Annotated in this window: 21 protein-coding genes and 3 riboswitches; of the genes, 13 read left to right on the top strand and 8 right to left on the bottom strand. The window is 69.3% G+C overall.

Annotation, left to right across the window (positions count from 1 at the left end; genetic code table 11):
- Window positions 1–67: 67 nt before the first annotated feature.
- The 4 genes from A8M77_RS01385 (at window position 68) to A8M77_RS01400 (ending at window position 5,054) form a co-directional block, all read left to right on the top strand.
- Window positions 68–2,401 (top strand): TonB-dependent receptor, encoded by a 2,334-nt coding sequence (locus A8M77_RS01385; RefSeq protein ID WP_086919767.1) that lies wholly within the window; start codon window positions 68–70, stop codon window positions 2,399–2,401.
- Window positions 2,402–2,429: 28 nt separating this feature from the next.
- Window positions 2,430–2,918, top strand: a complete 489-nt coding sequence (locus A8M77_RS01390) for a copper chaperone PCu(A)C (protein ID WP_086919768.1) — start codon at window positions 2,430–2,432, stop codon at window positions 2,916–2,918.
- Between the two features lie 67 nt (window positions 2,919–2,985).
- The gene (locus A8M77_RS01395) at window positions 2,986–3,753 is read left to right on the top strand and encodes a PhaM family polyhydroxyalkanoate granule multifunctional regulatory protein (protein WP_086919769.1); all 768 of its coding nucleotides are present in this window, start codon (window positions 2,986–2,988) and stop codon (window positions 3,751–3,753) included.
- Window positions 3,754–3,785: 32 nt separating this feature from the next.
- Complete coding sequence (locus tag A8M77_RS01400) at window positions 3,786–5,054, top strand: FIST signal transduction protein (protein ID WP_086919770.1); 1,269 nt, start codon at window positions 3,786–3,788, stop codon at window positions 5,052–5,054.
- Window positions 5,055–5,164: 110 nt separating this feature from the next.
- Here the strand turns inward: A8M77_RS01400 and A8M77_RS01405 are convergent, their stop codons facing one another.
- Both A8M77_RS01405 and A8M77_RS01410 read right to left on the bottom strand, forming a co-directional pair.
- Window positions 5,165–6,343, bottom strand: coding sequence for a M20 aminoacylase family protein (locus tag A8M77_RS01405; protein WP_086919771.1), 1,179 nt, complete (start codon window positions 6,341–6,343; stop codon window positions 5,165–5,167).
- Window positions 6,344–6,410: 67 nt separating this feature from the next.
- A complete protein-coding gene (locus tag A8M77_RS01410) occupies window positions 6,411–7,394 on the bottom strand; it encodes a tripartite tricarboxylate transporter substrate binding protein (RefSeq protein ID WP_086919772.1) in 984 nt (327 codons plus the stop codon).
- Window positions 7,395–7,508: 114 nt separating this feature from the next.
- Here A8M77_RS01410 and A8M77_RS01415 point away from each other — a divergent pair, with 114 nt between their 5' ends.
- Entirely contained in the window at window positions 7,509–8,393 is an 885-nt protein-coding gene (locus tag A8M77_RS01415; protein ID WP_086919773.1) for a LysR family transcriptional regulator, read from the top strand.
- 9 nt (window positions 8,394–8,402) lie between these two features.
- On the opposite strand, the gene A8M77_RS01420 is transcribed toward A8M77_RS01415, so the two are convergent.
- From A8M77_RS01420 to A8M77_RS01430, 3 genes are all read right to left on the bottom strand, one after another.
- Window positions 8,403–9,671, bottom strand: a complete 1,269-nt coding sequence (locus A8M77_RS01420; protein ID WP_086919774.1) for a D-amino acid dehydrogenase — start codon at window positions 9,669–9,671, stop codon at window positions 8,403–8,405.
- Window positions 9,672–9,760: 89 nt separating this feature from the next.
- Window positions 9,761–9,866, bottom strand: a riboswitch (glycine riboswitch).
- 4 nt (window positions 9,867–9,870) lie between these two features.
- Window positions 9,871–9,974, bottom strand: a riboswitch (glycine riboswitch).
- Window positions 9,975–10,007: 33 nt separating this feature from the next.
- Window positions 10,008–11,255, bottom strand: coding sequence for an FAD-dependent oxidoreductase (locus A8M77_RS01425; RefSeq protein ID WP_158100862.1), 1,248 nt, complete (start codon window positions 11,253–11,255; stop codon window positions 10,008–10,010).
- 78 nt (window positions 11,256–11,333) lie between these two features.
- Window positions 11,334–11,441: riboswitch (glycine riboswitch) on the bottom strand.
- 140 nt (window positions 11,442–11,581) lie between these two features.
- Window positions 11,582–12,316: a helix-turn-helix domain-containing protein gene (locus A8M77_RS01430; RefSeq protein WP_086919776.1), complete on the bottom strand. Its 735-nt coding sequence runs from the start codon at window positions 12,314–12,316 to the stop codon at window positions 11,582–11,584.
- Window positions 12,317–12,436: 120 nt separating this feature from the next.
- Between A8M77_RS01430 and A8M77_RS01435 the strand changes: the two genes are divergently transcribed.
- The 7 genes from A8M77_RS01435 to A8M77_RS01470 all read left to right on the top strand — a co-directional run bounded on the left by A8M77_RS01435 (window position 12,437) and on the right by A8M77_RS01470 (window position 19,420).
- Window positions 12,437–13,276 carry a hypothetical protein gene (locus A8M77_RS01435; RefSeq protein ID WP_086919777.1) on the top strand — a complete coding sequence of 280 codons (840 nt, stop codon included), beginning with the start codon at window positions 12,437–12,439 and terminating at the stop codon, window positions 13,274–13,276.
- A gap of 22 nt (window positions 13,277–13,298) precedes the next feature.
- Window positions 13,299–15,263: an MFS transporter gene (locus A8M77_RS01440; RefSeq protein ID WP_086919778.1), complete on the top strand. Its 1,965-nt coding sequence runs from the start codon at window positions 13,299–13,301 to the stop codon at window positions 15,261–15,263.
- Entirely contained in the window at window positions 15,263–15,916 is a 654-nt protein-coding gene (locus A8M77_RS01445; protein ID WP_086919779.1) for a phosphatase PAP2 family protein, read from the top strand. The genes A8M77_RS01440 and A8M77_RS01445 overlap by 1 nt, the downstream gene beginning before the upstream one ends.
- 103 nt (window positions 15,917–16,019) lie before the next feature.
- Window positions 16,020–16,505 (top strand): YiaA/YiaB family inner membrane protein, encoded by a 486-nt coding sequence (locus tag A8M77_RS01450; protein ID WP_086919780.1) that lies wholly within the window; start codon window positions 16,020–16,022, stop codon window positions 16,503–16,505.
- 50 nt (window positions 16,506–16,555) lie between these two features.
- On the top strand, window positions 16,556–17,014 hold the full coding sequence (locus A8M77_RS01455; protein WP_143694534.1) for a hypothetical protein: 459 nt from the start codon (window positions 16,556–16,558) through the stop codon (window positions 17,012–17,014).
- Window positions 17,015–17,103: 89 nt separating this feature from the next.
- Window positions 17,104–17,895, top strand: coding sequence for a DUF2145 domain-containing protein (locus A8M77_RS01460; RefSeq protein ID WP_086919922.1), 792 nt, complete (start codon window positions 17,104–17,106; stop codon window positions 17,893–17,895).
- A 427-nt stretch (window positions 17,896–18,322) separates the two neighbouring features.
- A complete protein-coding gene (locus tag A8M77_RS01470; RefSeq protein WP_238136668.1) occupies window positions 18,323–19,420 on the top strand; it encodes a zinc ribbon domain-containing protein in 1,098 nt (365 codons plus the stop codon).
- Here the strand turns inward: A8M77_RS01470 and A8M77_RS01475 are convergent.
- Window positions 19,393–20,169 (bottom strand): SDR family NAD(P)-dependent oxidoreductase, encoded by a 777-nt coding sequence (locus A8M77_RS01475; protein ID WP_086919783.1) that lies wholly within the window; start codon window positions 20,167–20,169, stop codon window positions 19,393–19,395. The genes A8M77_RS01470 and A8M77_RS01475 overlap by 28 nt on opposite strands.
- Window positions 20,170–20,322: 153 nt before the next feature.
- Here A8M77_RS01475 and A8M77_RS01480 point away from each other — a divergent pair, with 153 nt between their 5' ends.
- Window positions 20,323–20,715, top strand: a complete 393-nt coding sequence (locus A8M77_RS01480) for a hypothetical protein (protein WP_086919784.1) — start codon at window positions 20,323–20,325, stop codon at window positions 20,713–20,715.
- A gap of 8 nt (window positions 20,716–20,723) precedes the next feature.
- Here A8M77_RS01480 and tgt read toward each other — a convergent pair whose 3' ends face one another.
- Together tgt and queA are read right to left on the bottom strand one after the other, a co-directional pair.
- The gene (gene tgt / locus A8M77_RS01485; RefSeq protein ID WP_086919785.1) at window positions 20,724–21,896 is read right to left on the bottom strand and encodes a tRNA guanosine(34) transglycosylase Tgt; all 1,173 of its coding nucleotides are present in this window, start codon (window positions 21,894–21,896) and stop codon (window positions 20,724–20,726) included.
- A 16-nt stretch (window positions 21,897–21,912) separates the two neighbouring features.
- Window positions 21,913–22,953 carry a tRNA preQ1(34) S-adenosylmethionine ribosyltransferase-isomerase QueA gene (queA, locus tag A8M77_RS01490; protein ID WP_086919786.1) on the bottom strand — a complete coding sequence of 347 codons (1,041 nt, stop codon included), beginning with the start codon at window positions 22,951–22,953 and terminating at the stop codon, window positions 21,913–21,915.
- Window positions 22,954–22,955 lie beyond the last annotated feature (2 nt).

Genomic DNA, 22,955 nt, shown 5'->3' on the forward strand with positions numbered 1-22,955 from the left:
CACGGGTGCCCTGCGTTCGATTCCCTCGTCATGCACCGGCGCCACGCGGCGCCGAGGAGCGCCTTCCATGAACAAGAAAACCGTGCTGTCGCTCGCCCTGGGCGCAGCTTTCCCCTGGCTGGCCGTGCCCGCGGCCGCCCAGACCGCAGCCCCGCCCGCGGACACCGCGCCCGAGCGCGTCAAGTCGCTGGGCATCGTGACCGTCACCGGCGGCCAGCCGACCTCGCTGCCCACGCAGATTCCCACCACCATCGAAGGCGTGACGCGCGAGGAGATCGAGACCCGCATCAACGCCACCGACAGCGAGGACGCCCTCAAGTACCTGCCCAGCCTGCTGGTGCGCAAGCGCTACATCGGCGACTACAACCACGCCATCCTGTCCACGCGCGCCTCGGGCACCGGCAACAGCGCGCGCTCGGCGGTCTATGCCGACGGCATCCTGCTGTCCAACTACCTGGGCAACGGCATCGCCAACGGCACGAACTACGCCCCGCGCTGGGGCCTGGTCACGCCCGAGGAGATCGAGCGGGTGGACGTGATGTACGGTCCGTTTTCCGCCGCCTACCCCGGCAATTCGGCGGGCGCCGTGGTCGACTACGTGACGCGCATGCCGACCCAGTTGGAGGCCCACGTCAAGGCGGGCTACTTCTCGCAGCCCTTCGAGCTCTACAACACGCGCCAGACCTTCGACGGCTGGCAGACCAGCGCCTCGCTGGGCAGCAAGAGCGGCGAGTGGTCCTGGTGGATCGACGTGAACCGCACCGACAGCCGGGGCCAGCCCCTGACCTTCACCACGGCGACCGTGGCCTCGGGCACACCCGCAGCACCAGGGCGCGGCGGCACGCCGGTGGCCGGTTTCGTGCCGGGGCTCAACACCACCAACACCCCCTGGTACATCCTGGGCACCGGCACCGCCTATCACACGGTGCAGGACCATGCCAAGCTCAAGCTGGCCTACGACTTCTCGTCCACCGTGCGCGCGACCTACACGCTGGGCTGGTGGCAGAACGCGTCCGAAGGGCGGCCCGACAGCTACCTGCGCAACGCCGCCGGCCAGCCGGTCTTCAGCGGGCCCGTCAACATCGGTGGGCGCAGCTATACGGTCGCCCCCACCGCCTTTCCGCTGACGAACGACGTCCAGACGCACTACATGCATGGCCTCTCGGTCAAGAGCAACACCAAGGGCGAATTCGACTGGGAGCTGGCCGCGAGCCTCTACGACTACGCGAAGGACCGGCAGCGCGCGCCGACCGTCGCGCTGCCGCTGGCCGCCGTCGGCGGCGCCGGCACCCTGCAGGACCAGGACGGCACCGGCTGGAACACGCTGGCGGCCAGGGGCACCTGGCGGCCTCAGGGCGTGGGGGGCGCGCACATCGTGGACTTCGGCATCGGCCGCGATGCCTACAAGCTCGCCATCGCGAAGGACAACGTGCTGGGCAACTGGCTGGACGGGCCGGCGCTGCCGGGGTCGCCGGTCAGCGACGTGGGCGGCCGCACGCAGACGCTGAATGCCTGGGTGCAGGACAGCTGGGCCTTCGCGCCGCGCTGGAAGGCGGTGCTCGGCCTGCGCTACGAGGACTGGAAGGCCAGCGACGGCTTCACCGCCACCGCGAGCAGCCGCCAGGCCTACGCCTCGCGCAGCGAATCGCATCTCTCGCCCAAGGCGGCGTTGGCGTACCAGCTGGCGCAGGACACCGTGCTCAAGGCCTCGCTCGGCCGCGCGGTGCGCTTTCCCACCGTGGGCGAGCTGTATGGCGCGACCTCGGGCGGGGCGCTGTCCTTCATCAACGACCCGAACCTCAAGCCCGAGAAATCGTGGACCGGCGAGCTCTCGGCCGAGAAAGACCTGGGCCACGGGTTGGCGCGCGCCACGCTCTTCCACGAGACCACGCGCGACGCGCTCTACAACCAGCTGATCCCGAACTCGACCGTCTCGCGCGTGCAGAACGTCGACAAGGTGCGCACCACCGGCCTGGAACTGGCCTACACCGGACAGGACGTGTTCACCAAGGGCCTGGACCTCGGTGCCAGTCTGACCTACGCCGATTCGAAGATCATGGCCAACGCCGCCTTCCCTGCCAGCGTGGGCAAGTGGCAGCCCCGGGTGCCGCGCTGGCGCTCCACCGTCTACGCGAGCTACAAGCCCGATGCGCGCTGGGCCTTCACCGTGGCCGCGCGCTACAGCGGCCGCCAGTACTCGAACCTGGACAACAGCGACGTCAACGCCAACGCCTATTTCGGCGCCAGCCGCTACTTCACCGTAGACCTTCGCGTGCGCTACCAGATCGACAAGCGCTGGTCGGCCGCCTTCGGCATCGACAACGCGAACAACGACAAGTACTGGAACTTTCATCCTTATCCGCAGCGCACGTACAGCGCGGAGCTGCGCTTCGATCTTTGATCCACACTCTGACCCAAGGACCCCCGTCATGAACCTTCCTGTTCCCCGTCGCATCGTCATCTCCCTGTTGCTGGCCGTTGCCGGCAGCGCCCTGGCCCAAACGCCTGCGTCCGGCGCGGCCGCCGTCGAGGTCCGTGACGCCTGGGCCCGTGCCTCCGTGCCCGGCCAGAGCGGCACCGGCGCCTTCATGAAGCTCACCGCCCCTGCGGGCGCACGCCTGGTCGGTGCCTCCACGCCCGCGGCCGGCGTGGCCGAGGTCCACGAGATGAAGATGGAGGGCGACACCATGCGCATGCGTGCGCTGGACCGCGGCCTCGAGCTGCCGGCGCGCCAGACCGTCGAGCTCAAGCCCGGCGGCTACCACCTGATGCTGATGGACCTGAAGCAACCCCTGGCCAACGGGAGCAGCCTGCCGCTGACCTTGCAGTTCGAGGACGCGAAGGGCCAGAAAAGCACGCTGGACCTGAACCTGCCGGTGCGAACCGGTGCCGCGGCGCCGGGCGCGCACAAGCACTGAGCAGGTCTCAAATCTGCGCGCTTGGAGTAAGCTGGCCGCACAACAACTCTGTTCGAGGAGACCTCCCATGAGTGACGCCAAGCCCTTCGCCTTCAGCCAGTTCGTCCCGGGCTTCGATTTCCTGCAGAGCCTGGCGAGCGGGGCGGCGGGCGGCAGCGGCGCCGTGCCCGGCCTGCCCAGCCTGTCGAGCTGGGTCGCGCCGACGCTGAGCGTCGAGGAGGTCGACAAGCGCATCCAGGAGCTCAGGGCGGTCCAGTTCTGGCTGGAGCAGAACGGGCATGCGCTCAAGGCCACCATCCAGGCGCTCGAGGTGCAGAAGATGACGCTGTCGACCCTGCGTGGCATGAACCTGCGCATGGAGGACCTGGCGAACGCCTTCACCCGGCCGGCGGCGCCGGCACCTGCTCCCGCTGCGGCGGCACCCGCGCCCCGCGCTGCGGCGCCCGCCCCGGCGCCAGCGCCGGCACCGGAGCCCGAACCCGAGACAGCGGCCGAGCCGGAGGAGGCCGCCGAAGCGCCTGCCTCCAAGCGCGGCGCCAAGGCCAGGCCGGCGGCCGCCAATGGCCCGGCCGCGCCCGCGGCCGGCGGCGTGGTCGATCCGCTGCAATGGTGGGGTGCGCTCACCCAGCAGTTCCAGCAGATCGCCAGCTCGGCCCTTCAGGATGCGTCGCAGTTGAAGATGCCCGCCGTGGCCCAGCCGCTGGCGGATGCGGTGGGCCAGGCGATGGGTGCCGCCGCGGGTCAGCCGGCACGCAAGGCCGGTCCTGCCGCCAAGAAGGCGCCGGCCAAGCGTGCGGCGGCCAAGAAGACGGCGCCGCGCAAGCGAACGCGCTGAGTTCCTTCCAACCAACGCCGGGGAGCGAGTCCATGAAGCTGTTTCCGACGGGTCACGCCACCCACCCCCAATGGCGCATGGCCGCGGGGCTGGTCCTCGCGCAACTGCGGGCGCAACTGGCCCTGCCGGACTATGCGCACGCGCCCACGCTGGGCCTGCTCTACATCACGGACCACTACGCGGCCGAGGCGCAGGAGATCCTCGATCACCTGGGCGCCGAGTTGCCAGAGATCACCGACTGGTCCGGCACCGTGGGCATCGGGGTCGCGGCCAACAATGCCGAGTACTTCGACGAGCCGGCCCTGACCGTCATGCTGTGCCAACTGTCCAGCGACCAGTACCGCGTGTTTTCCGGCGTCGCACCGCTGGCCGGCGCGGAAATGAGCGGCTTCTCGGCGCACACGGCGCTGGTGCATGCCGATCCCGGCACGCCGGACCTGGCCGAGCTGGTGGCCGAGATGGCCGGGCGCACCGATACCGGCTATCTGTTCGGCGGCCTGTCCTCGGGGCGCGCCGGCTCGCTGCAGTTCGCGATCGGCGGCAACGGCAACATCCGCGGCCACGGCGCGGCGAGCGGCGTGTTCTCGGGCGGGCTGTCGGGCGTGGTCTTCGGCGAGGGCGTGCGCCTCGTGTCGCGCGTGACCCAGGGCTGCCAGCCGGTGTCGCGCGAGCGCGTGATCACGCAGGTCGAGGGCAACGTGCTGCTCCAGCTCGACGGCGAGCCCGCACTGGAAGTGCTGCTGGCCGAGTTGGATGTGTCGTTGTCGGAGCCGCAGCAGGCCATCGAGGCGGTGCGTGCCACGCTGGTCGGCCTGGTCGATGCGGGGAGCGACGGCATCCGGCGTACCGGCGACCTGGGTGCCGACGTGCTGGTGCGACACATCATCGGCCTCGATCCCACGCGCCGCGGCATCGCCATCGCGGACCGGGCCGAGGCCGGCATGCGGATGAGCTTCGTGCGCCGCAACGCGCAGGCGGCGCGCGCCGACCTGATGCGCATCTGCGCCGAGGTGCGCGAGGAACTCGAGCCGGAAGAGCAGACGCTCGCCACCGCGCGTGCCGTGGCGGCCGGCGAGGCGGAGGCTGCGCCGCACCCCGCGCGGCGCATCGCGGGGGCCGTGTACGTGAGCTGCTCGGGCCGTGGCGGGCCGCATTTCGGCGCGCCGGGCGCCGAGCTGCAGATCGTGCGCCATGCGCTGGGCGACGTGCCGCTGGTCGGCTTCTTCGCCGCCGGCGAGATCGCGCGCCATCACCTGTATGGCTACACGGGCGTGCTGACCGTCTTCGCGGCCGACGACTGAAAAGCGCGTGTTCGTCGGCGAACACCGCGGAACCGGCTTTGCCGAGCCGCTGGTGTTGTCCCCGGAAGAGGGCCGGCGGACCACACGAAGTGGGCGAGCCTGGGGAGAGCTCAGGTCAGGAAGCGTTCGGCCAGCAGCACCCAGTAGGCCGCGCCGATCGCGACATTGGCGTCGTGGAAGTCGTAGCCGGGGTTGTGGACCATGCAGGCCCCGTGGCCATCGCCCTCGCCGGCGCCGTTGCCGATCAGCAGGTAGCTGCCGGGCACGCGCTCCAGCATGAACGCAAAGTCCTCGCTGCCGGGCAGGGCCGGGCCCTGCAGCGTGACGCGATCGGACCCCAGCAGTTCCAGCGCGACCTCGCGGGCGAAGTCTGTCTCGGCCGGCGTGTTGACCAGCACCGCGTAGCCGGGACGCCAGTCGACGCGGGCCTGCACGCCGAAGCTTTCGGCCTGCGCCACGATCAAGGCTTTGATGCGCTCCTCCAGGCGCTTGCGCACCTCGCGGTCCAGCGCGCGCACGCTGATCTCCAGGGTCGCGGTCTGGGGGATCACGTTGTTGGCCTTGCCGGCGTGCACCGCGCCCACCGTCACCACCGCCATCTGCAGCGGGTCGATGTTGCGCGAGACCACCGTCTGCAGCGCCATCACGATGCTGGCCGCGGCCACGATCGGGTCGGCGGTGCGGTGGGGCAGGGCGCCGTGGCCGCCGATGCCGGTGAGGGTCACGGTCGCGTAGTCGGAGGAGGCCATGGCCGGCCCGTCGCGCAGGTACAGCCGGCCCTGCGGCATGCCGGGCATGTTGTGCATCGCGAAGATGGCGTCGCAGGGGTATTTGTCGAACAGGCCGTCCTCCATCATCCGCACCGCGCCGCCGCCGCCTTCCTCGGCCGGCTGGAAGATCAGGTTCAGCGTGCCGTCGAAGCGGCCGCGCGCGGCGAGATGCTCCGCCGCGGCCAGCAGCATCGCGGTGTGGCCGTCGTGGCCGCAGGCGTGCATCACGCCGGCGTGGCGGCTGGCGTAGGGCAGTCCGGTGGCCTCGTCGATGGGCAGCGCGTCCATGTCGGCGCGCAGGCCGAGGCGGCGCTGGCCGCTGCCGCGCACCAGGCGCCCCACCAGGCCGGTGCCGCCGAGGCCACGCTCGACCTCGTAGCCCCAGGCCTCAAGGCGCTGCGCAACCAGGGCCGAGGTGCGGTGCTCGTCGAAGCCGAGCTCCGGATGCTGGTGGATGTCGCGCCGCAGCGCGATGAAGGTGTCGGCTTGCGCGTGCAGTTGATCGAGCAGCGTGCTCATTGAGTTACCTCCGCCTTCGGTGCGGTATTCGCCTTGGGAACGGCCCAGCGGCTCATGGTTTTTCAGCTTACTGCGGCTGCAGGTGGATGGACTTGGCGATCTCCCGGTAGCGGGCGGTCTCGGCCTCGAAGAACTTCGCCGCCTCGGCCAGCGTCATCGGCGCGGAGGCCACCTGCGTCTGGGCGGCGAGCTGCGTGCGCACGCCCGGATCCTTCAGGGTCGCGCCGACCGCCTTGTGCAGGCGCTGCACCACGTCCTCCGGGGTGTTCTTCGGCACCATGAAGCCGCTCCAGGTCTTGTAGGCGAAGTCCTTGAGCTCCTTGCCCTCGCTGACGGTGGGCACGTTCTTCAGCAGCTCGGAGCGCTGCGCGCCGAGCTGGCCGATCACCTTGAGGCGGCCCTGCTCGGCCAGCGCGCCCATGGCGGCGCTGTAGACCAGCACGGCGAAGTCGACCTGCCCGCCGCCCAGGTCCTGCAGCAGGGGTGCGTTGCCCTTGTAGGGCGCGTGCATGAGCTTGATGCCGGCCTGCTGCTGCACCTTCTCGAGCAACAGGTGGTAGAGCGAGCCGACACCCACGCTGCCGTAGCTCAGCGGCTGATCGGGCGACTTGCGGGCCAGTGCGATCAACTCGTCGACGCTGTTGGCCGGCAGGTCCTTGCGGGCAACGAAGACCATCACCGCGTCGGCCACCGGGTGCACCAGGCGGAAGTCCTCGGCCTTGAGCTTGACGGCCGCGTTGGCCAGCGGCGAGAGGATCACCTCGTTGGGCGAGCCCTGGAAGATGTAGTGGCCGTCAGGCGGTGCCGCGAGCACCTTCTGCGCCGCCAGGGCGCCGCTCACCCCGCCGAGGTTTTCCACCAGCACCTGCTGGCCGAGCTCCTTGCCCAGCGGCACGGTGAAGATGCGTGCCGTCGCGTCCGAGGGGCCGCCGGCCGGGTAGGGGACCATGAGTGTCACCGGCTTGGACGGGTAGGTCTGCGCGGAGGCGGCGCCGGCGGCGAGCAGCAGGCCGCCCAGCAGCAGGCACGAGCGTTGGAAGAGCGAGGTCATCGGGGCTCCGAGGGGTGGGGTGCGGCGAATCGTAGGAGCCGCGAATCCGAACGTCCAATGCATTGTTGTCTGCATTAGCATGAGTTCAATGCAATGTTTCCCCGGAGCCCGGTCATGACGCTGGTCCAACTCAGGCATCTGATTTCGCTCGCGCAGAGCGGCTCCTTCAGCCAGTCCGCGCAAGCCTTGCACCTGACACAGCCGGCGCTCAGCCGCAGCATCCGCGCGCTGGAGGAGGAACTGGGCATGCCGCTGTTCGACCGCGTCGGGCGCCGCAACGAGCTCACGGCGTTCGGACGTGAAGTGCTGGAGCGCGCGCGCCAGCTGGTGTTCGAGGCCGACGCGTTGCGCGACAGCGGCCGGCAGCTGCGCGAGGGGGAGGGCGGCGTGGTCCGCATCGGCATGGGCTCGGGGCCCGGCGCGATGCTGATGACACCCTTCCTGATGCACATGGCGACGCGGCACCCGAAAGTGCGCGTGGCGGTGGCGCGCGGCGGCACCGAGATGCTGGCCCAGGCGCTGCGCGATCGGGTGCTCGATGCGCTGGTGGTGGATGCGCGCTCGCTCAAGCCTGCGCCCGATCTGGAGGTGGGCCTGGTGCGCGAGATGCGCGGCACTTTCATGTGCCGACGCGGTCATCCGCTGACGCGGCTGCGCAAGGGGGTGCGTTTCGAGGCGGTGCAGCGCTACCCGATCGCCTCCACACCGTTGAGCGACGAGGTGGCCCGCACCTTGGTCGAGGCCTACGGGCCGCAGGCGCACCCCGCGCACTGCGTGAGCGTGCAGTGCGAAGAAGTCCCGAGCCTGGTCGAGGTGGTCCGGCGCAGCGATGCGGTGCTGCTGGCGATCCGCGCGGCGGCGCCCGACCTGGTCGAGCTGAGGATGGATCCGCCGCTCGACGGCGTGGCGCGCTTCGGCCTCGTGACGCTGCGCCGGCGCACCGAGGCGCCGGCGCTGGGCATCCTGCGCGCGCTGATGCAGGAACTGATGCGCGACTGAACGCGTGCCTCATGCGCCTGCGAAAGCGAAGTCGACCTCGGGCTTCAGTCCGCTGACGATGCGCGCAATCGACTTGCCCGAGCCGCAGGCGTGGGTCCAGCCAAGCGTGCCGTGGCCGGTGTTGAGGAACAGGTTGGACAGGCGGGTGCGGCCGATCAGCGGCACGTTGCTCGGCGTGGCGGGGCGCAGGCCGGTCCAGAACTGGGCCTGCGCCGTGTCGCCCGCGCCGGGGAAGAGCTCCTCCACGCGTCGCACGATGGCCTCGCAGCGCACGCGGTTGAGGTCGCGGTCGTAGCCGTTGAGCTCGGCCGTGCCGGCGATGCGCATGCGGTCGCCGCTGGCCGAGGTGTAGCGCGAGAACACGAGCTTGTATTCGTCGTCCGTCAGCGAGACCCGGTAGGCCTTCGAGGCGTCCTTGACCGGCACCGTGACCGAATAGCCCTTGGCCGGGTAGATCGGCAGGCGGATGCCCAGCGGTTCGGCGTAGAGGGGGGACAGCGAGCCCATCGCCAGCACCACCGCATCGCCGCGCACGCGCTGGAAGCGCCCCTCGCTGTCCGTGGCCTCGACGTGGTCGATCGCGCCGCCGGACTCGCGCAGCGCGGTGACGGTGTGGCTCATCAGGAACTTCACGCCGTCGGCCTCGGCCAGCGCGACCAGTTCGCGCGCGAAGCGGTTGGCATCGCCCGACTCGTCCGCCGCCGTGTAGGTGGCGCCGGCGAGCGTGGGGCGGATGTGCGCCAGCGCGGGCTCGATCTGCACGGCTTCGTCGGCCGAGATCACGCGGCGCTCGCAGCCCAGGGCGCGCATCTGCTCGGCCGGCTCGAGCGCGGCGTCGAATTCCTTCTGCGTGGTGTAGAAGTGCAGGATGCCCTGCATGCGCTGGTCGTACTGGATGCCCTTGTCGCTGCGCAGCTCCTGCAGCAGCGCGCGGCTGTAGGTGCCCAGGCGCACGATCTGCTCGATGTTGCGGCGGGTGCGGGCCGGCGTGCATTCGCGCAGGAAAGACAGGCCCCAGCGCCACTGGCGCATGTCCGCGCGCAGGCGGAAGAGCAGCGGCGCGTCTTCCTTGCCCAGCCATTGCAGCACCTTGAGCGGTGCGCTGGGGTTGGCCCAGGGCTCGGCGTGGCTGACGGAGATCTGCCCGCCGTTGGCGAAGCTGGTTTCGGCGGCCGGGGTGGCCTGCCGGTCGATCACGGTCACGTCGTGGCCGAGTTGGCGGAGGTAGTAGGCGGAAGTGACGCCGAGCAGGCCGGCGCCGAGAACGATCACATGCATTTCGAGAACCTTCGAAGTTGCGGTGCTCGAACGCGATGGCACGGGAAGCTTGCGAAGAACAACAAGCAACCGGACCGCGCGTCCAAGTTGCCGCTCCCCCTGTCCTCGGTACCTGAGAGATTCATCCGCTGCGCCCGCAGCGGACTTGCTCCTTCGGTGCATCGCGCGGGGCGATGGCTCTCCAGACGGCTTTGACAGTTCGTGCAGTACAGGCCCGCTTGCGCGAGCCGACCTGAGCGTTTATGGGAGTTTGCGCCTTCGGTGGGGCTGCCTGCCGGCAGCCCGCTCTCCTGCAGTGAGGCGGATTGTAGAGGCGGCAGGCGGCCGCACCAAGCGCTACATGCGCCGAAAGGCGAACTCGAGCTCGGGCCGCAGCCCGCTGACGATGCGGGCGATGGACTTGCCGGCGCCGCAGGCATGGATCCAGCCGCGCGAACCCGGCGCGGTATTGAGGAACAGGTTGCGCAGCCGGGTCTTGCCGATCATCGGCAGGCCGCTGCGGCTGACGGCATGCGTGGCCGTCTCGAAGGCGGCCTGGCTCGCGTCGGCGGCGCCGGGCAGCAGGGCTTCGATGCGGCGGAGCATGGCCTGGAAGCGGTCCGAATCAGGCTCGCCCTCGTCCTCGAGGCGGGCGCGCACGGAGCCGGAGACCCGGAGGCAGTCGCCGGTCGGCGTCTCGACACGGCGGATGTGCAACTGGGCCTGCCGGTCGTGCAGCGTGGTGCGTGGCGCGCGCGTCGCATCCAGGATCGGCAGCGTGAGGGTGTATTCCCGTTGGAAGTCGAGCGGCATCGGGATGCCCAGCTTTTCCGCATGGATCACGCTGGAGGCGCCCAGGGCCAGGACGTAGCCCTGCGCCTCGAGCCTGACGGGGCGGCCGGCCGCGTCCAGCGCGTCGACATGGTCGATCCGGCCGGCACGCTCGTCCAGGGAAAGCACCTGGTGCCGGGTCAGGAAGCGCACGCCTGCCGCGCGGCACAGGAAGACCAGGCTGGCGGCGAACTGAGCCGGGTCGCGCATCGCCGCGTCGTCGAGCGCGTGGGCGGCGCCGGCCAGCGCGATGCGCGTCGCCTGCAGGGCCGGCTCCAGGTGCAGCGCTTCGGCGGTCGACAGCAGTTGCTCCTCGCAGCCGAGCGCGTGCCAGCGGGGTTGGCCGCTCACCCGGGCCTGGAAGGCGCGTTCGTCGGTGTAGAGGCTTAGCAGGCCCGCGCCGCGCGTGCCGGTGGGCACCCCCACCTCGTCGCGCAGGGCGCGGGCGCTCGCACGGCTGTAGGCGCCGAAGCGCACCAGGTGCTCGAGCGGCTTCAGGCGGGAGGAGGCACCGAAGGCGCGGTCGAGGAGCTGGCTGATGCGTTGGCGGAGATTGCGCCGCAAGGCCTGCCAGCCGGGGCGCGCCGCCCGGCGGGCTGCCGCCTGCTGCAACAGGCGGGTGGCGTCCGGGCTCAGTCCGGTTCCGGCCAGGCCGCGGGCCTTGGCGGCCGGTGTCGCGTGGCGGTCGACCACGATCACTTCGTGGCCCAACTGCTGAAGGTAATAGGCCGACGTGACGCCGAGCAGGCCGGCGCCGAGTACGAGCACGCGCATGTCCAGATCCTTATGGGATGACATGAACGGCGGGCCGCGGGGCCTGATGTGCAGGCGCCCCGACCCGGGTTCCAGGTTGCCGCTCCCCCTGTCCTTGATGCCTGAGAGATTCATCTGCCGCGCCGTCGCGGCGGATTTGCTCCTTCGGCGCATCACGCGCGGTGATGGCTCTCCAGTCGGCGATTGACGAAAGAGGCAGAGAATGAACCGCGGGGGCTCACCGCTGGCGTCCATGGGAGATTTGCGCCTGCGGTGGGATGGCGCACGCCATCCGCTTGACTGCCGAATGTGGAATTTTACCTGGAACCGGTTTCTTTGGGCGATTGTCAAGAGCGCCGCAGCCGCGTGAACAACTCGAATTCCCAGTTGCGCATGCCCAGCAGCAGGGTGTAGCCCTCGCGCTCCTTGGGCGAAAGCTTCTGGTCGGTCTGGTGCTGCTGGGCGAAGTCCTGCGCCACCCGCTGCAGGCGGTCCAGGAAGGCCGGCGCCAGCGACCTGCTGATCGAGCCGTGCACCAGCAGCAGGCCCTCGGCCGGCCCGTCGAACCCGCCGCGGTAGTAGTCGAGCACGACGTTCTCGCGGAAGAAGTCCATCACCGGACCGTGCGGGCGCCAGCGGAAGGTCTTGGCGAGCTTGAGCCGGTAGCGGTTGAGGGGCCGCAGTTCGATGATCCCGATGCGGTCCAACTGCGCCAGATAGCCGATGCATTCCGCCTCGCTGATCCGGTAGGCGGCTACGATCTGCTCCAGGGTCCATTGGCTCAGCACGCAGATGGCCAGCAGCAGCAACTTCTTGTCCTTGACGACCGCTTTTTCCTGCTCCAGCGTCAGTTCCTTGAGCAAGGGCTGGGCATCGGCGACCCGCCGCGCCAATTCCGCGAAATCGATCTTCAGCGCGCGGCAGATCGCGTCCACGCGCGTCAAGGGCATGTCGCCCTTGGCCAGCATGCGCTTGACGCTGGATTCGGCCATGTCCAGCGACTTGGCCAGGTCCGCATAGGTCATGTGGGCCGTTTTGAGTTCATTCTTGAGGGCCTGGATCAGATCGACGGTGGTGCTCATGGATCAGGTATTGCTTCTTGATACCGGGGGGCGTGAAAAAGTACTCCGTATCGATTCTCGATGCCCCTGAACGGGTTGACAACCTACATTCCGCCGCACCGCATCTCACCCGGAGCCGAAATGTTCTTGTCGTCCCTGTCCCGCCGCGAACGTGCCCTCCTGTTCTTCTTCGCCTCGCTGCTGCTGGTCGCGCTGTTCGGGCCCGAACTGATGCCCGTGGGCTTGGGCGGCGCACCCTTCGCCGATGATCGTGGCTGGCAGAACCTGCCCTATGCCATGGACGTGCTGAGCAACCTGCCCTTCGCGGCATTGGGCGTCTGGGGCCTGCGCTGGCTGCACTGGCATGACCAGGCGCACGAGGACGTCCAGGATGCCGTGCCGCACCGGCTCCTCGCGCAGCCGCCGGTCAACCTGCTCGATTGCGCCTGGATGTTCTTCGCCGGCCTGATCATCACGGCGGCCGGCTCCGCCTTCTACCACCTGCAACCCGACGCCCTGCGCCTGGCGGCCGATCGCGCCGGGATGACGGTGGCCTTCGCCGGCCTGATCGGCTGCGCCGTGTGCGAGCGGATCAGCGCGCGGGCCGGATGGGCGGCGGCCTGGTTCGTGCTCGGCGGCGGCCTGCTGGCGGTGGCGATCAGCCAGCAGACGGGCAACGTGCTGCCGTGGGGGCTGGTCCAGTTCGGCGGCATGGCACTGGTGCTCGTGCTCGCGCTGGCGAAGCCCGTGCAGGGTGCCATCGGCCTGCGCCTGGGCTGGGTGATCTTTTTCTACGGCCTGGCCAAGCTGTTCGAGCTCGGGGACTACGCCATCTACGAGGCCACGCACCACCTCGTGTCCGGCCACAGCCTCAAGCATCTGACCGCGGCCCTGGCCGCACTGCCGATGCTGCACGCGCTGCAAGCCATGGGACGGGAGACGCTGCGGCACAATCCGGGCGCGGCCGTGGTGACGGCCTGAGGAGCCCGCCCGGGACATTCGAATGACAACACCCGCCGATGCCGCCACCCTGGCCGGCGCGCCCGAGCCGGGCGCGCATGCCAACCAGTTCGCGCTGCTGGGCCAGCGGCGCTTCGCTCCCTTCTTCTGGACCCAGTTCGCGGGCGCGGCGAACGACAACCTCTTCAAGTTCGCCTTCACCGTGATGGTGACCTACCAGCTGCAACTGGCCTGGATGCCGCCGGCCATGGCGGGGCTGGTGATCGGCGCGCTGTTCATCCTGCCCTTCCTGCTGTTCTCGGCGACGGCGGGGCAGCTCACCGACAAGTACGACAAGACGAAGATGATCCGCTTCGTCAAGAACCTCGAGATCGCGATCATGGTGCTGGCCTCCTGGGGCTTCCTGCGTGCCGACGCGGTGCTGCTGCTGGGCTGCGTGTTCCTGATGGGGCTGCACTCCACGCTCTTCGGACCGGTGAAGTTCGCCTACCTGCCGCAGGTGCTGGATGCGCGCGAGCTCACCGGCGGCAACGGCATGGTGGAGATGGGCACCTTCGTCGCCATCCTGCTGGGACAGGTGGCCGGCGGCCTGCTGGTCGCGCTGCCGGGCATCGGCCACACCACCGTGGCGGTGGCCTGCCTGCTGCTGGCGCTGGTCGGGCGCGGCGTGGCCCAGGCCATTCCGCGCGCGCCGGCGACCGACCCGGGCCTGGTGATCAACTGGAATCCGGTGAGCGAGACCTGGCGCAACCTGCGCCTCGCGCATGGCAACCTGGTGGTGTTCCGCTCGCTGCTGGGCATCTCGTGGATGTGGTTCTTCGGCGCCGTGTTCCTGAGCCAGTTCCCCAGCTTCGCCAAGGAGGTGCTGCACGGCAACGAGCAGGTCGCCTCGCTGCTCCTGGTGGTGTTCTCCATTGGCATCGGCATCGGATCGCTGCTCTGCGAGACGCTGAGCCGCCGCCAGGTCGAGATCGGCCTCGTGCCGCTGGGCGCGATCGGCATGAGCGTGTTCGCGATCGACCTCTACTTCGCTTCCCGCGCCCTCCCGCCGGCCGCCGAGATGGGCCTCGCCGGCTTCGTGGCGCAGCCGGCGCACTGGCGCGTGATGGCCGACCTGGGCCTGCTTTCGCTCTTCGCCGGTCTCTATAGCGTACCCATGTACGCCCTGATCCAGCTGCGCAGCCAGCCCACGCACCGCGCGCGCATCATCGCGGCCAACAACATTCTCAATGCGCTGTTCATGATCGGCAGCGCCGTGATCGCCGGGGCGCTGCTCCAGGCCGGCTTCACGATCCCGCAGATCTTCCTGTTCACCGGTATCGCAAACGCGGTGGTGGCCTTCTACATCTTCATGCTGGTGCCGGAGTACCTGCTGCGCTTCGTGGCCTGGGTGCTGACGCGCCTGGTGTACCGCTTCGACGTCGAGGGCGAGGAACACATCCCGGCCGAGGGGGCGGCCGTGCTGGTGTGCAACCACGTGAGCTTCATCGACGCTGTGCTGCTGATGGCCGCCAGCCCGCGGCCGATCCGCTTCATCATGGACCACCGCATCTTCCGCGTGCCGGTGCTCGGCTGGCTGTTCCGGCTCGCCAAGGCGATCCCGATCGCGCCGCAGAAGGAGAACCCCGCGGCCTATGAGCAGGCCTTTGCGCGCGCGGTGCAGGTGCTGCGGGAGGGTGACCTGCTCGCCATATTCCCCGAGGGCGCGATCACCCGCGACGGCCAGCTGCAGCCCTTCAAGGGCGGGGTGATGAAGATCCTGGACGATGCGCGCGCGGAGGGCATCGAGCCGCCGGTGATCCCGATGGCGCTGACCAACCTCTGGGGCTCCTACTTCAGCCGCATCGAGGTGCGCGACGGCGAGCCGGTGGCGATGGTGCGTCCCTTCCGGCGCGGCTTCTTCAGCCGGGTTGGGCTGCACGTGGGCAGCGCGATGCCGCGCGCCGAGGTGCAGCCGGAGGCCTTGCAGCAGCGCGTGAGCGGGCTGCTGGGCAGCCAGCCGACCTGATGTTCTTCCTGCCCGACGGCTTCTGGTACACGATCACCTGGTTCGGTGACAGCGGCTTCCTGCTGCCGGTGGCGGCCTGGATCGCCGTGTGGCTGGGCGTGCGCACGGTCACGCGGCCGATCGCATGGCGATGGCTCCTGCTGTTCGGTGCGGCCGGCGCGCTGGTGGCGCTTTCCAAGATCGCCTTCATGGGCTGGGGCGTCGGCAGCGCGCTGCTCAACTTCACCGGCATCAGCGGACACACCATGCTCGCGGCCAGCGTCTGGCCGGTCGCCTTCTGGCTCACCGCCGCGCATGGAGAGCCGCGCGTGCGTTTCTCGGCCGCAACGCTGGGGTGGATCTTTGCGGCGTTGATCGGCCTGTCGAGACTGGCGATCTACGCACATTCCAAATCCGAGGTGGCCGCCGGATTCGCGCTCGGCGCGGCCGTCAGCGGGCTTTTCCTCTGGCGCCAGCACCAAAGGCCGCCTCCGCGGCTGCACTGGATCCTGCTGTTGATCAGCATCGTGTCGCCCCTGGTCTTCCTGCGGCCCGGAACGCCCGCGCCCACGCAGGATGCCCTGGGCGTGATCGCGGTGCGCCTGGCCGGTATCGAGCGGCCCTTCACGCGTGCCGACCTGATGCTGCGGCGGCACCGCGCCGGTATCAAATAGGGATACCGGTGGCGGCGAGAGTCGCCACCGGTGCATTAATTTGAACCTCGCCCGGGGGGCGCGAACCATCATTCGCGCACCTTCACTACGCCGCGAGGCATTCATGCAACCCTCCTCTGCCAACGTCCTCATCCAGCGCGACACCCGTGCCTGGCAAGTCCAGGTCTGGATCTCCTTCGGGCTGGCTGTCTTCCTCTGCGCAACCGGCTTGGCCTGGCTGCCCGGGCAGGCGCTGGACCGGGCCTTCATGGTGATGGGCTACATGTTCTGCCTCTCGGCCGCCTTCGTGCTGGCCAAGTTCGTGCGCGACAGCCAGCGCGGCGCCATCGCCGGCGCCGGCGACGCGCCGATGTGGAAACTGGTCGTCTGGGGCGGCTTTTTCGCCGCCATGGGGCTGACCGGCTGGGGCCTGCTGCGCATGGAGATCAGTGAGACCTACAAGGCCTTCCTTGGCGTGAGCTGGCTGTTCCTGATCAGCAGCGCCTTCACGCTGGCCAAGACCCTGCGCGACCGTCACGAAGCCGATCTCGCCGAGGCACGCCTGCAAGGCCGTCGCGCCGCCCGCGCCGAAGCCGGCGACGAGCAATGAAGTCCCGACCCCTTGTTCAACCCTTTCCTGCTGGAGAACACATCATGAAGATGAAGAAGTCCTTCGCCGCGGCCTTGATCGCGGTCTGTGCCGGGCTGGCGGGCACCGCCGCCCCGCTGCAGGTGCACGCGCAGAGCGAGGCCTCGGCCGCGCTGTCGATGCTGCCGGTGGCCTCGGTGGTCGGCACCGCCTCGGTGGCCGGCAGCGCGGCCAGTGCCGTGGTGGCCGTGCCGGCGGCGCTGTCGGTGGCCGGGTCGGCGCTGACGGTGGTGGCGGTCGAGGCCTCGGTGGACGGCACCGTCTATCTGTTGGAGCGCACGGCCGACGGTGCCCGCGCCAGCGTCAAGGTCCTGGGGCGCGCCGTGCACGGCAGCGCGGTCGCCGTCGGCACCGTGGTCACGGTCAGCGTGATCGGCACCGGGGTCGTACTGTCGGCAGCGGGCGAGGTGCTGGCCTTCGTGCCCAACGCGATCGGTCGTGCCCTGCTCTACAACGAGAGGCTGTCGTGAGGCGCTTCCCGACCAACTTCGGTGACTACGAGGCCGAGTACCACAGGCGCGTGCCGCGCATGCGGCGCTGGCTGCGGGCTGCCGTGCAGATGCTTGCGGCGGCGGTGGCCGTGGTGCTGGCCGGGCTGTTCCTGTTCCCGATCAACGCCCACGCCGGCCGCTCCTGCGAAGAGCGCAAGCCGGACCCGGTCTCGATCATCCAGGGCCTGGCGCTGGCCCAGCGCGCGGCCGAGCAGCTCGATGCCAGCGGCGCGCGGGTGGTCGTGCTGGCACGGGCCGGGCAGGACCTGGGCAAGTACGGGCTGCGCTATTCCCACCTGGGCCTGGCCTACAAGACCGAGGCCGGCGCCTGGCGCGTGGTGCACAAGCTGAACCAGTGCAGCACCGCGGTCGCGGCGATCTACCGCCAGGGCCTGGGCGACTTCTTCCTCGACGACCTCTGGCGCTACGAAGCGGCGTGGGTGGTGCCGACGCCCGCCGTGCAGGCGCAGCTGCTGGCGATGCTCAAGGACGAGCCGACGCGCATCACCCGCCTGCACCAGGCGCCCTACAGCGTCGTGAGCTACGCCTGGGGCCGCAAGTACCAGCAGTCGAACCAGTGGGCCATCGAGACCTTGGCGGCGGCGATGGAGCCCGGCACCATCCGCACCCGCGAGCAGGCGCAGGCCTGGCTGCAGTTCAAGGGCTACGAGCCCACCACGCTGAAGCTGGGCCCGCTCACGCGGCTGGGCGGCCGCATCAGCGCCGCCAACGTGGCCTTCGACGACCATCCCAACGAGAAGCGCTTCTCCGACCGCATCGAGACGGTCACGGTGGATTCGGTGTTCGCCTGGCTGCCCCGCGCGGGACTCGGGGCCGCGCCGACCGTTCTGCGCCTATGAGGACCCGGTCCGCAGCGCTTGCCGATCCCGGCATCCGGACCGACACGTCCGAGTTGTCACGGCGAACCGTTCTCGCCGCAGCCTCGATCATGTCCCGGGTCCAGCGACCGGCCGCCTCCATGGCCGCGCCGTCGATGCGCTGCTTGTAGTAGACGACGAAGCAGAACACTTCCTCGCGCGCCCAGCGCAGCAGCGACAGATCATCGGGCGGCGAATGGCGGATCGGATGCTGCGCTCGGCTGCGGCGGAAGCTACTACCTGCCCTACCAGCTGCATGCGACCCGGGCACAGTTTGCCGCCGCCTATCCTCAGGCGGACGCGTTCCGGGCGGTGAAGCGCGCTGCGGACCCTCAGGGGCGCTTCAGCAACGCGCTGTGGCAGCGCTACCTTTGAAACAACAACACTCGAGTGAAACGGAGATCTGGAAATGAGCAAATCCCTGCGCCTGTCGGAGAAATGGTTCCGCCGTGGCCTGTGGGTGGTGGCCCTGGTGTTCGCGAGCTTCCTGGTCGGGCTGGGCAGCACCATCGTGGGCGACCTGCCGCGGGTGGAGCGCGCGCTGACGCTCGACGACTTCATCGACCGCACCGCGGCCGAGCCGCTGCGCAAGACCATCCGCGACAGCCAGCGCGCCGAGCAGGAGGCCTCTCGCGAGCGAGAGCAGGCTGAGCTCGCGCTGTTGGCCGCTCAGCAGGCCAGCCGCACCGCGCGTGAGACCTTCGGCAACTGGCTCGCCACACGGCGGGTGACCGCGCAGCCGGATCAGGACACCGAACTGATCGCACGCACCAAGGCGCTCGATGCGCTCAAGGCCAAGGAGAACGAGGCGGAGCGCGCCGTCGGTGCGCAGCGCCAGGTCGCGCTCGACGCCCGCCAGGCGCGCCAGAGTGCGCAGCAGCAGCTCGCGACCCTCGAAGAGGTGGCGTACAAGGCGATGGAGGCGGAAAGCCGGCGCGTGGAGCTGCGCGTCTTCGCCTATCGGCTGGCACTCACGCTGCCGCTGCTGGTGATCGCCGGATGGCTGTTCGCGAAGAAGCGCAAAAGCACATGGTGGCCCTTCGTCTGGGGCTTCATCCTGTTCGCGCTGTTCGCCTTCTTCGTCGAGCTCGTTCCTTATCTGCCGAGCTATGGCGGCTATGTGCGCTACGTGGTCGGCATCGTGCTGACGGTGCTCGTCGGCCGCTACGCCATCATTGCGCTCAACCGCTACCTCGCACGCCAGAAGCTGGCGGAGGCGCAGCCGGATACCGTGCGCCGCAACGAGCTGAGCTATGACACCGCACTGGCCCGCCTCGCCAAGGGCGTGTGCCCGGGCTGCGAGCGGCCGGTGGACCTGAAGAACACGGAGATCGATTTCTGCCCGCATTGCGGCATCGGCCTGTTCGACCATTGCCGCGCCTGCGAGGCGCGCAAGAGCGCGTTCTCGCGTTTCTGCCATGCCTGCGGCACGATGGCCGCGTCGGGCCCTTCGGACGGGCTTCCTTCTTCACAGCTTGTTCAGGTCCAGCCGGCATCCACCACGTAGTCCTGCGCGGTGCACATCCTCGAATCGTCGGCCGCGAGAAAGAGGGCCATGCTCGCGATGTCCTCGGCCACCACCCGGCCGGGCAGGCATTGGGCGGCATCGATCTGGGCCTCCGACTCCGGCTTGACCCACAGACGCAGCTGGCGCTCGGTCATCACCCAGCCGGGCACGATCGAGTTGACGCGGATGCCGGCCTTGCCGAGGTCGCGCGCAAGCGAGCGCGTCAGGCCGCGCGCGGCCGCCTTGCAGGCCTGATAGACCGGGTAGCCGGCGCCCTTGATCATCCAGCTGATCGACCCGAAGTTGATGATCGAGCCGCCGCCGGACGCCCGCATGTCCTCGGCCACGGCTTGCGCGGCGAAGAACTGGTGCTTGAAGTTGATCGCGACCAGCGCGTCGAAGTCCTCGCTCGTGACATCGGCCATGTCATGACGGCGGTCGTTGGCGGCGTTGTTGAGCAACACGCGGATCGGTCCGAAGCGCGCACGTACCGCCGCGAGGGTGGCCAGCAGCGCGGCCACGTCGGTGACGTCGCATTCCTGGAAGAACACCGCATCGTCCCCTTGCAGGCCGGCGGCGAGCGCCTGGCCGGCCGCCACGTCGATGTCGCAGAAGCCGACCCGCGCGCCCTGCGCATGGAAGGCACGCACCAGTGCTTCGCCGATGCCGGTCGCCCCACCGGAGATGAAGACACAGCGGCCAGCGAGCGAGGGATAGCGAGCCGAAGCGAAGGAGGTCGATGCGGTCATGGTCTAAGCCTCTGCGAGCGAAGGATGCTGCTGCATTCTCTACGTCGACGGGCCGGCCTGCCAGTCGCGTCGGATCTCCGGCGTATGGCTTCCGGCGTGTTCACGCGGACAAGCCTTCTCGGTACGCTGGAGGCCTTTGATGAAGCCCCCGCCATGTTCAGCCAGTTTCTCCGCCGCCACGCCGCCGCCGGCCTTTATCTCTTGTGCATCGCCGCCGCGCTGCTGTCGGCCGCGAGCCTGGTCGCCTACGCGCAGGAGCCCGGTAGCATCCGGCTCTTCAAGGTGGTCTCGCCGCGCGACGAGATCGTGATCGGCATCGAGGCCGTGCAGCTCGGTGGCGGCAGCGGGCCGGACGTTCAGCGCTTCGCGACCCTGGTGCAGGACAAGAGCCCGCTGACCGTCTGGCAGTACGCCTCGCAGAAGGATACGGCCGGCGCGCTGGTGCAGGCACCGATCCGCCAGGTGGCCCTGTTCAAGAACGAGCTGGTGCGCATCGAGCCCTACAGCACGCCGCTGCCGATCAAGGTGCCGGGCGCCGCGAAGTAGGGCGGGGCTCAGACGCCGCGCGCGCGGTCGGCCTTGAACTGCGCGCGGAACGCCGAGTAGCGGTCCGCGTCAAGCGCCGCACGGATCTCGCGCATCAGGTTCAGGTAGTAGTGCAGGTTGTGGATGGTGGTGAGCATCGGCCCCAGCATCTCGCCGCAGCGGTCCAGGTGATGCAGGTAGGCGCGGCTGAAGCCCTCGCGCCCGCCTTCGTTCCACGGCACGCCCGAGGCGCCCGCACAGGCGTGGCAGGTACAGCTCGGGTCGATAGGCTGCGGATCGTTCTTGTGGCGCGCATTGCGCATCTTCAGGTCGCCGAAGCGGGTGAAGAGGGTGCCGTTGCGTGCATTGCGCGTGGGCATCACGCAGTCGAACATGTCGACGCCCTGCGCCACGCCCTCGACCAGGTCCTCCGGCGTGCCAACGCCCATCAGGTAGCGCGGCTTGTGGGCGGGCAGCCGGTGCGGCGTGTGCGCCATGATGCGCAGCATCTCCTCCTTGGGCTCGCCCACGCTGACGCCGCCGATGGCATAGCCGGGAAAATCGAGCTCGACCAGCTGCGCCAGCGATTCCTCGCGCAGGTTCTCGTACATGCCGCCCTGCACGATGCCGAACAGCGCATTGGGATTGGCCAGCCGCGCGAACTCGGCCTGGCAGCGCTTCGCCCAGCGCAGGCTCAATTCCATCGACGAACGCGCCTCGGCCTCGGTCGTGACATGCCCGTTCGTATCGTAGGGCGTGCACTCGTCGAACTGCATGACGATGTCGCTGTTGAGGATGGTCTGGATCTGCATCGAGACCTCGGGCGTGAGGAACAGCTTGTCGCCGTTGACCGGCGACGCGAACTTCACGCCTTCCTCGCTGATCTTGCGCATCGCGCCCAGCGACCACACCTGGAAGCCGCCAGAGTCGGTGAGGATGGGCTTGTCCCATTTCTCGAACTGGTGCAGGCCGCCGAAGCTCGCCATCACGTCCAGGCCCGGCCGCATCCAGAGATGGAAGGTGTTACCCAGGATGATCTGCGCGCCCATCTCCTCGAGGTTGCGCGGCATCACGCCCTTGACGGTGCCGTAGGTGCCCACGGGCATGAAGATGGGCGTCTGCACCACGCCGTGGTTGAGCGTGAGCGTGCCGCGGCGCGCGTGGCTGTCGGGATCGGTGGCGAGGAGTTCGAAGTTCAGCATCTGTGCGTGTCCCTGGTCAGTTGGCGCGTGCGAGCAGCATCGCGTCGCCGTAGCTGAAGAAGCGGTAGCGCTCGCGGACCGCGTGGGCATAGAGCGCCATCACCCGTTCGTAGCCGGCGAAGGCGCTCACCAGCATCATCAGCGTGCTCTTCGGCAGGTGGAAGTTGGTCACCAGCAGGTCGACGTGCTCGAAGGCGAAGCCTGGCGTGATGAAGATGCGGGTGTCGCCGCTGGCCTCTCCGCTCGTGGCCCAGGCTTCGAGCGTGCGCACGGTGGTCGTGCCGACGGCGACGATGCGGCCTCCGCGCGCTTTGGCTTGCGCGATCGCTCGCTGCGTGGCCTCGGGCACCTCGTAGCGCTCGGCGTGCATCTGGTGCTCGGCGATCTTTTCGGTCTTCACCGGCTGGAAGGTGCCGGCCCCCACGTGCAGGGTAACGTTGGCGCGCACTACCCCGCGGGCCTCCAGCTCTGCCAGAAGCGGCTCGTCGAAGTGCAGCGCCGCGGTCGGTGCCGCCACCGCGCCCGGCACGCGGGCGAACACGGTCTGGTAGCGGCGCTCGTCGTCCTGCGAGTCGGCATGCTCGATGTAGGGCGGCAGCGGCACATGGCCGCAGCGCGCCATCAGCGCGTAGGGGTCTTCGCCGGCATCGCTGACGAAGCGCAGGCGGAACAGGGCACCCTGCTCGTCGGGCCAGCGCCCGAGCAGCGTCGCGGAGAAGCCGCCGGCCATCGCCAGCACCGTGCCGACGGGCGGCTTCTTGCTGACCTTCATGTGCGCGACGACCTCGTGGTCCTGCAGCACGCGCTCGACCAGCAGCTCCAGTTTGCCGCCGGTGGGCTTCTCGCCAAAGAGGCGCGCCCTGACTACGCGGGTGTCGTTGAAGACCAGCAGGTCGCCCGCGCGCAGCAGCGTCGGCAGAGTCTTGAAGATGCGGTCGGCCGGTGGATGGACCGTGCCGTCGAGCAGCCGAGATGCGCTGCGCTCGGCAGCGGGGTGCTGGGCCACCAGTTCGGGCGGCAGGTCGAAATCGAAATCGGAAAGCGTGAAGGCGCGCATGG

The organism is Variovorax sp. JS1663 (genome assembly GCF_002157355.1).
GTDB lineage: Bacteria > Pseudomonadota > Gammaproteobacteria > Burkholderiales > Burkholderiaceae_C > Variovorax.

Excerpts from the sequence above, each read along its gene's own strand:
- A8M77_RS01420 (WP_086919774.1), bottom strand. The coding sequence starts at position 9,671 with ATGCATGTGATCGTTCTCGGCGCCGGCCTGCTCGGCGTCACTTCCGCC.
- A8M77_RS01460 (WP_086919922.1), top strand. The coding sequence starts at position 17,104 with ATGCTTGCGGCGGCGGTGGCCGTGGTGCTGGCCGGGCTGTTCCTGTTC.
- A8M77_RS01405 (WP_086919771.1), bottom strand. The coding sequence starts at position 6,343 with ATGAGCACGCTGCTCGATCAACTGCACGCGCAAGCCGACACCTTCATC.
- A8M77_RS01390 (WP_086919768.1), top strand. The coding sequence starts at position 2,430 with ATGAACCTTCCTGTTCCCCGTCGCATCGTCATCTCCCTGTTGCTGGCC.
- A8M77_RS01480 (WP_086919784.1), top strand. The coding sequence starts at position 20,323 with ATGTTCAGCCAGTTTCTCCGCCGCCACGCCGCCGCCGGCCTTTATCTC.
- A8M77_RS01415 (WP_086919773.1), top strand. The coding sequence starts at position 7,509 with ATGACGCTGGTCCAACTCAGGCATCTGATTTCGCTCGCGCAGAGCGGC.
- A8M77_RS01455 (WP_143694534.1), top strand. The coding sequence starts at position 16,556 with ATGAAGAAGTCCTTCGCCGCGGCCTTGATCGCGGTCTGTGCCGGGCTG.
- A8M77_RS01395 (WP_086919769.1), top strand. The coding sequence starts at position 2,986 with ATGAGTGACGCCAAGCCCTTCGCCTTCAGCCAGTTCGTCCCGGGCTTC.
- A8M77_RS01450 (WP_086919780.1), top strand. The coding sequence starts at position 16,020 with ATGCAACCCTCCTCTGCCAACGTCCTCATCCAGCGCGACACCCGTGCC.
- A8M77_RS01425 (WP_158100862.1), bottom strand. The coding sequence starts at position 11,255 with ATGCGCGTGCTCGTACTCGGCGCCGGCCTGCTCGGCGTCACGTCGGCC.
- A8M77_RS01400 (WP_086919770.1), top strand. The coding sequence starts at position 3,786 with ATGAAGCTGTTTCCGACGGGTCACGCCACCCACCCCCAATGGCGCATG.
- A8M77_RS01435 (WP_086919777.1), top strand. The coding sequence starts at position 12,437 with ATGTTCTTGTCGTCCCTGTCCCGCCGCGAACGTGCCCTCCTGTTCTTC.
- A8M77_RS01445 (WP_086919779.1), top strand. The coding sequence starts at position 15,263 with ATGTTCTTCCTGCCCGACGGCTTCTGGTACACGATCACCTGGTTCGGT.
- A8M77_RS01410 (WP_086919772.1), bottom strand. The coding sequence starts at position 7,394 with ATGACCTCGCTCTTCCAACGCTCGTGCCTGCTGCTGGGCGGCCTGCTG.
- A8M77_RS01430 (WP_086919776.1), bottom strand. The coding sequence starts at position 12,316 with ATGAGCACCACCGTCGATCTGATCCAGGCCCTCAAGAATGAACTCAAA.
- tgt (WP_086919785.1), bottom strand. The coding sequence starts at position 21,896 with ATGCTGAACTTCGAACTCCTCGCCACCGATCCCGACAGCCACGCGCGC.
- queA (WP_086919786.1), bottom strand. The coding sequence starts at position 22,953 with ATGCGCGCCTTCACGCTTTCCGATTTCGATTTCGACCTGCCGCCCGAA.
- A8M77_RS01385 (WP_086919767.1), top strand. The coding sequence starts at position 68 with ATGAACAAGAAAACCGTGCTGTCGCTCGCCCTGGGCGCAGCTTTCCCC.
- A8M77_RS01440 (WP_086919778.1), top strand. The coding sequence starts at position 13,299 with ATGACAACACCCGCCGATGCCGCCACCCTGGCCGGCGCGCCCGAGCCG.
- A8M77_RS01475 (WP_086919783.1), bottom strand. The coding sequence starts at position 20,169 with ATGACCGCATCGACCTCCTTCGCTTCGGCTCGCTATCCCTCGCTCGCT.
- A8M77_RS01470 (WP_238136668.1), top strand. The coding sequence starts at position 18,323 with ATGAGCAAATCCCTGCGCCTGTCGGAGAAATGGTTCCGCCGTGGCCTG.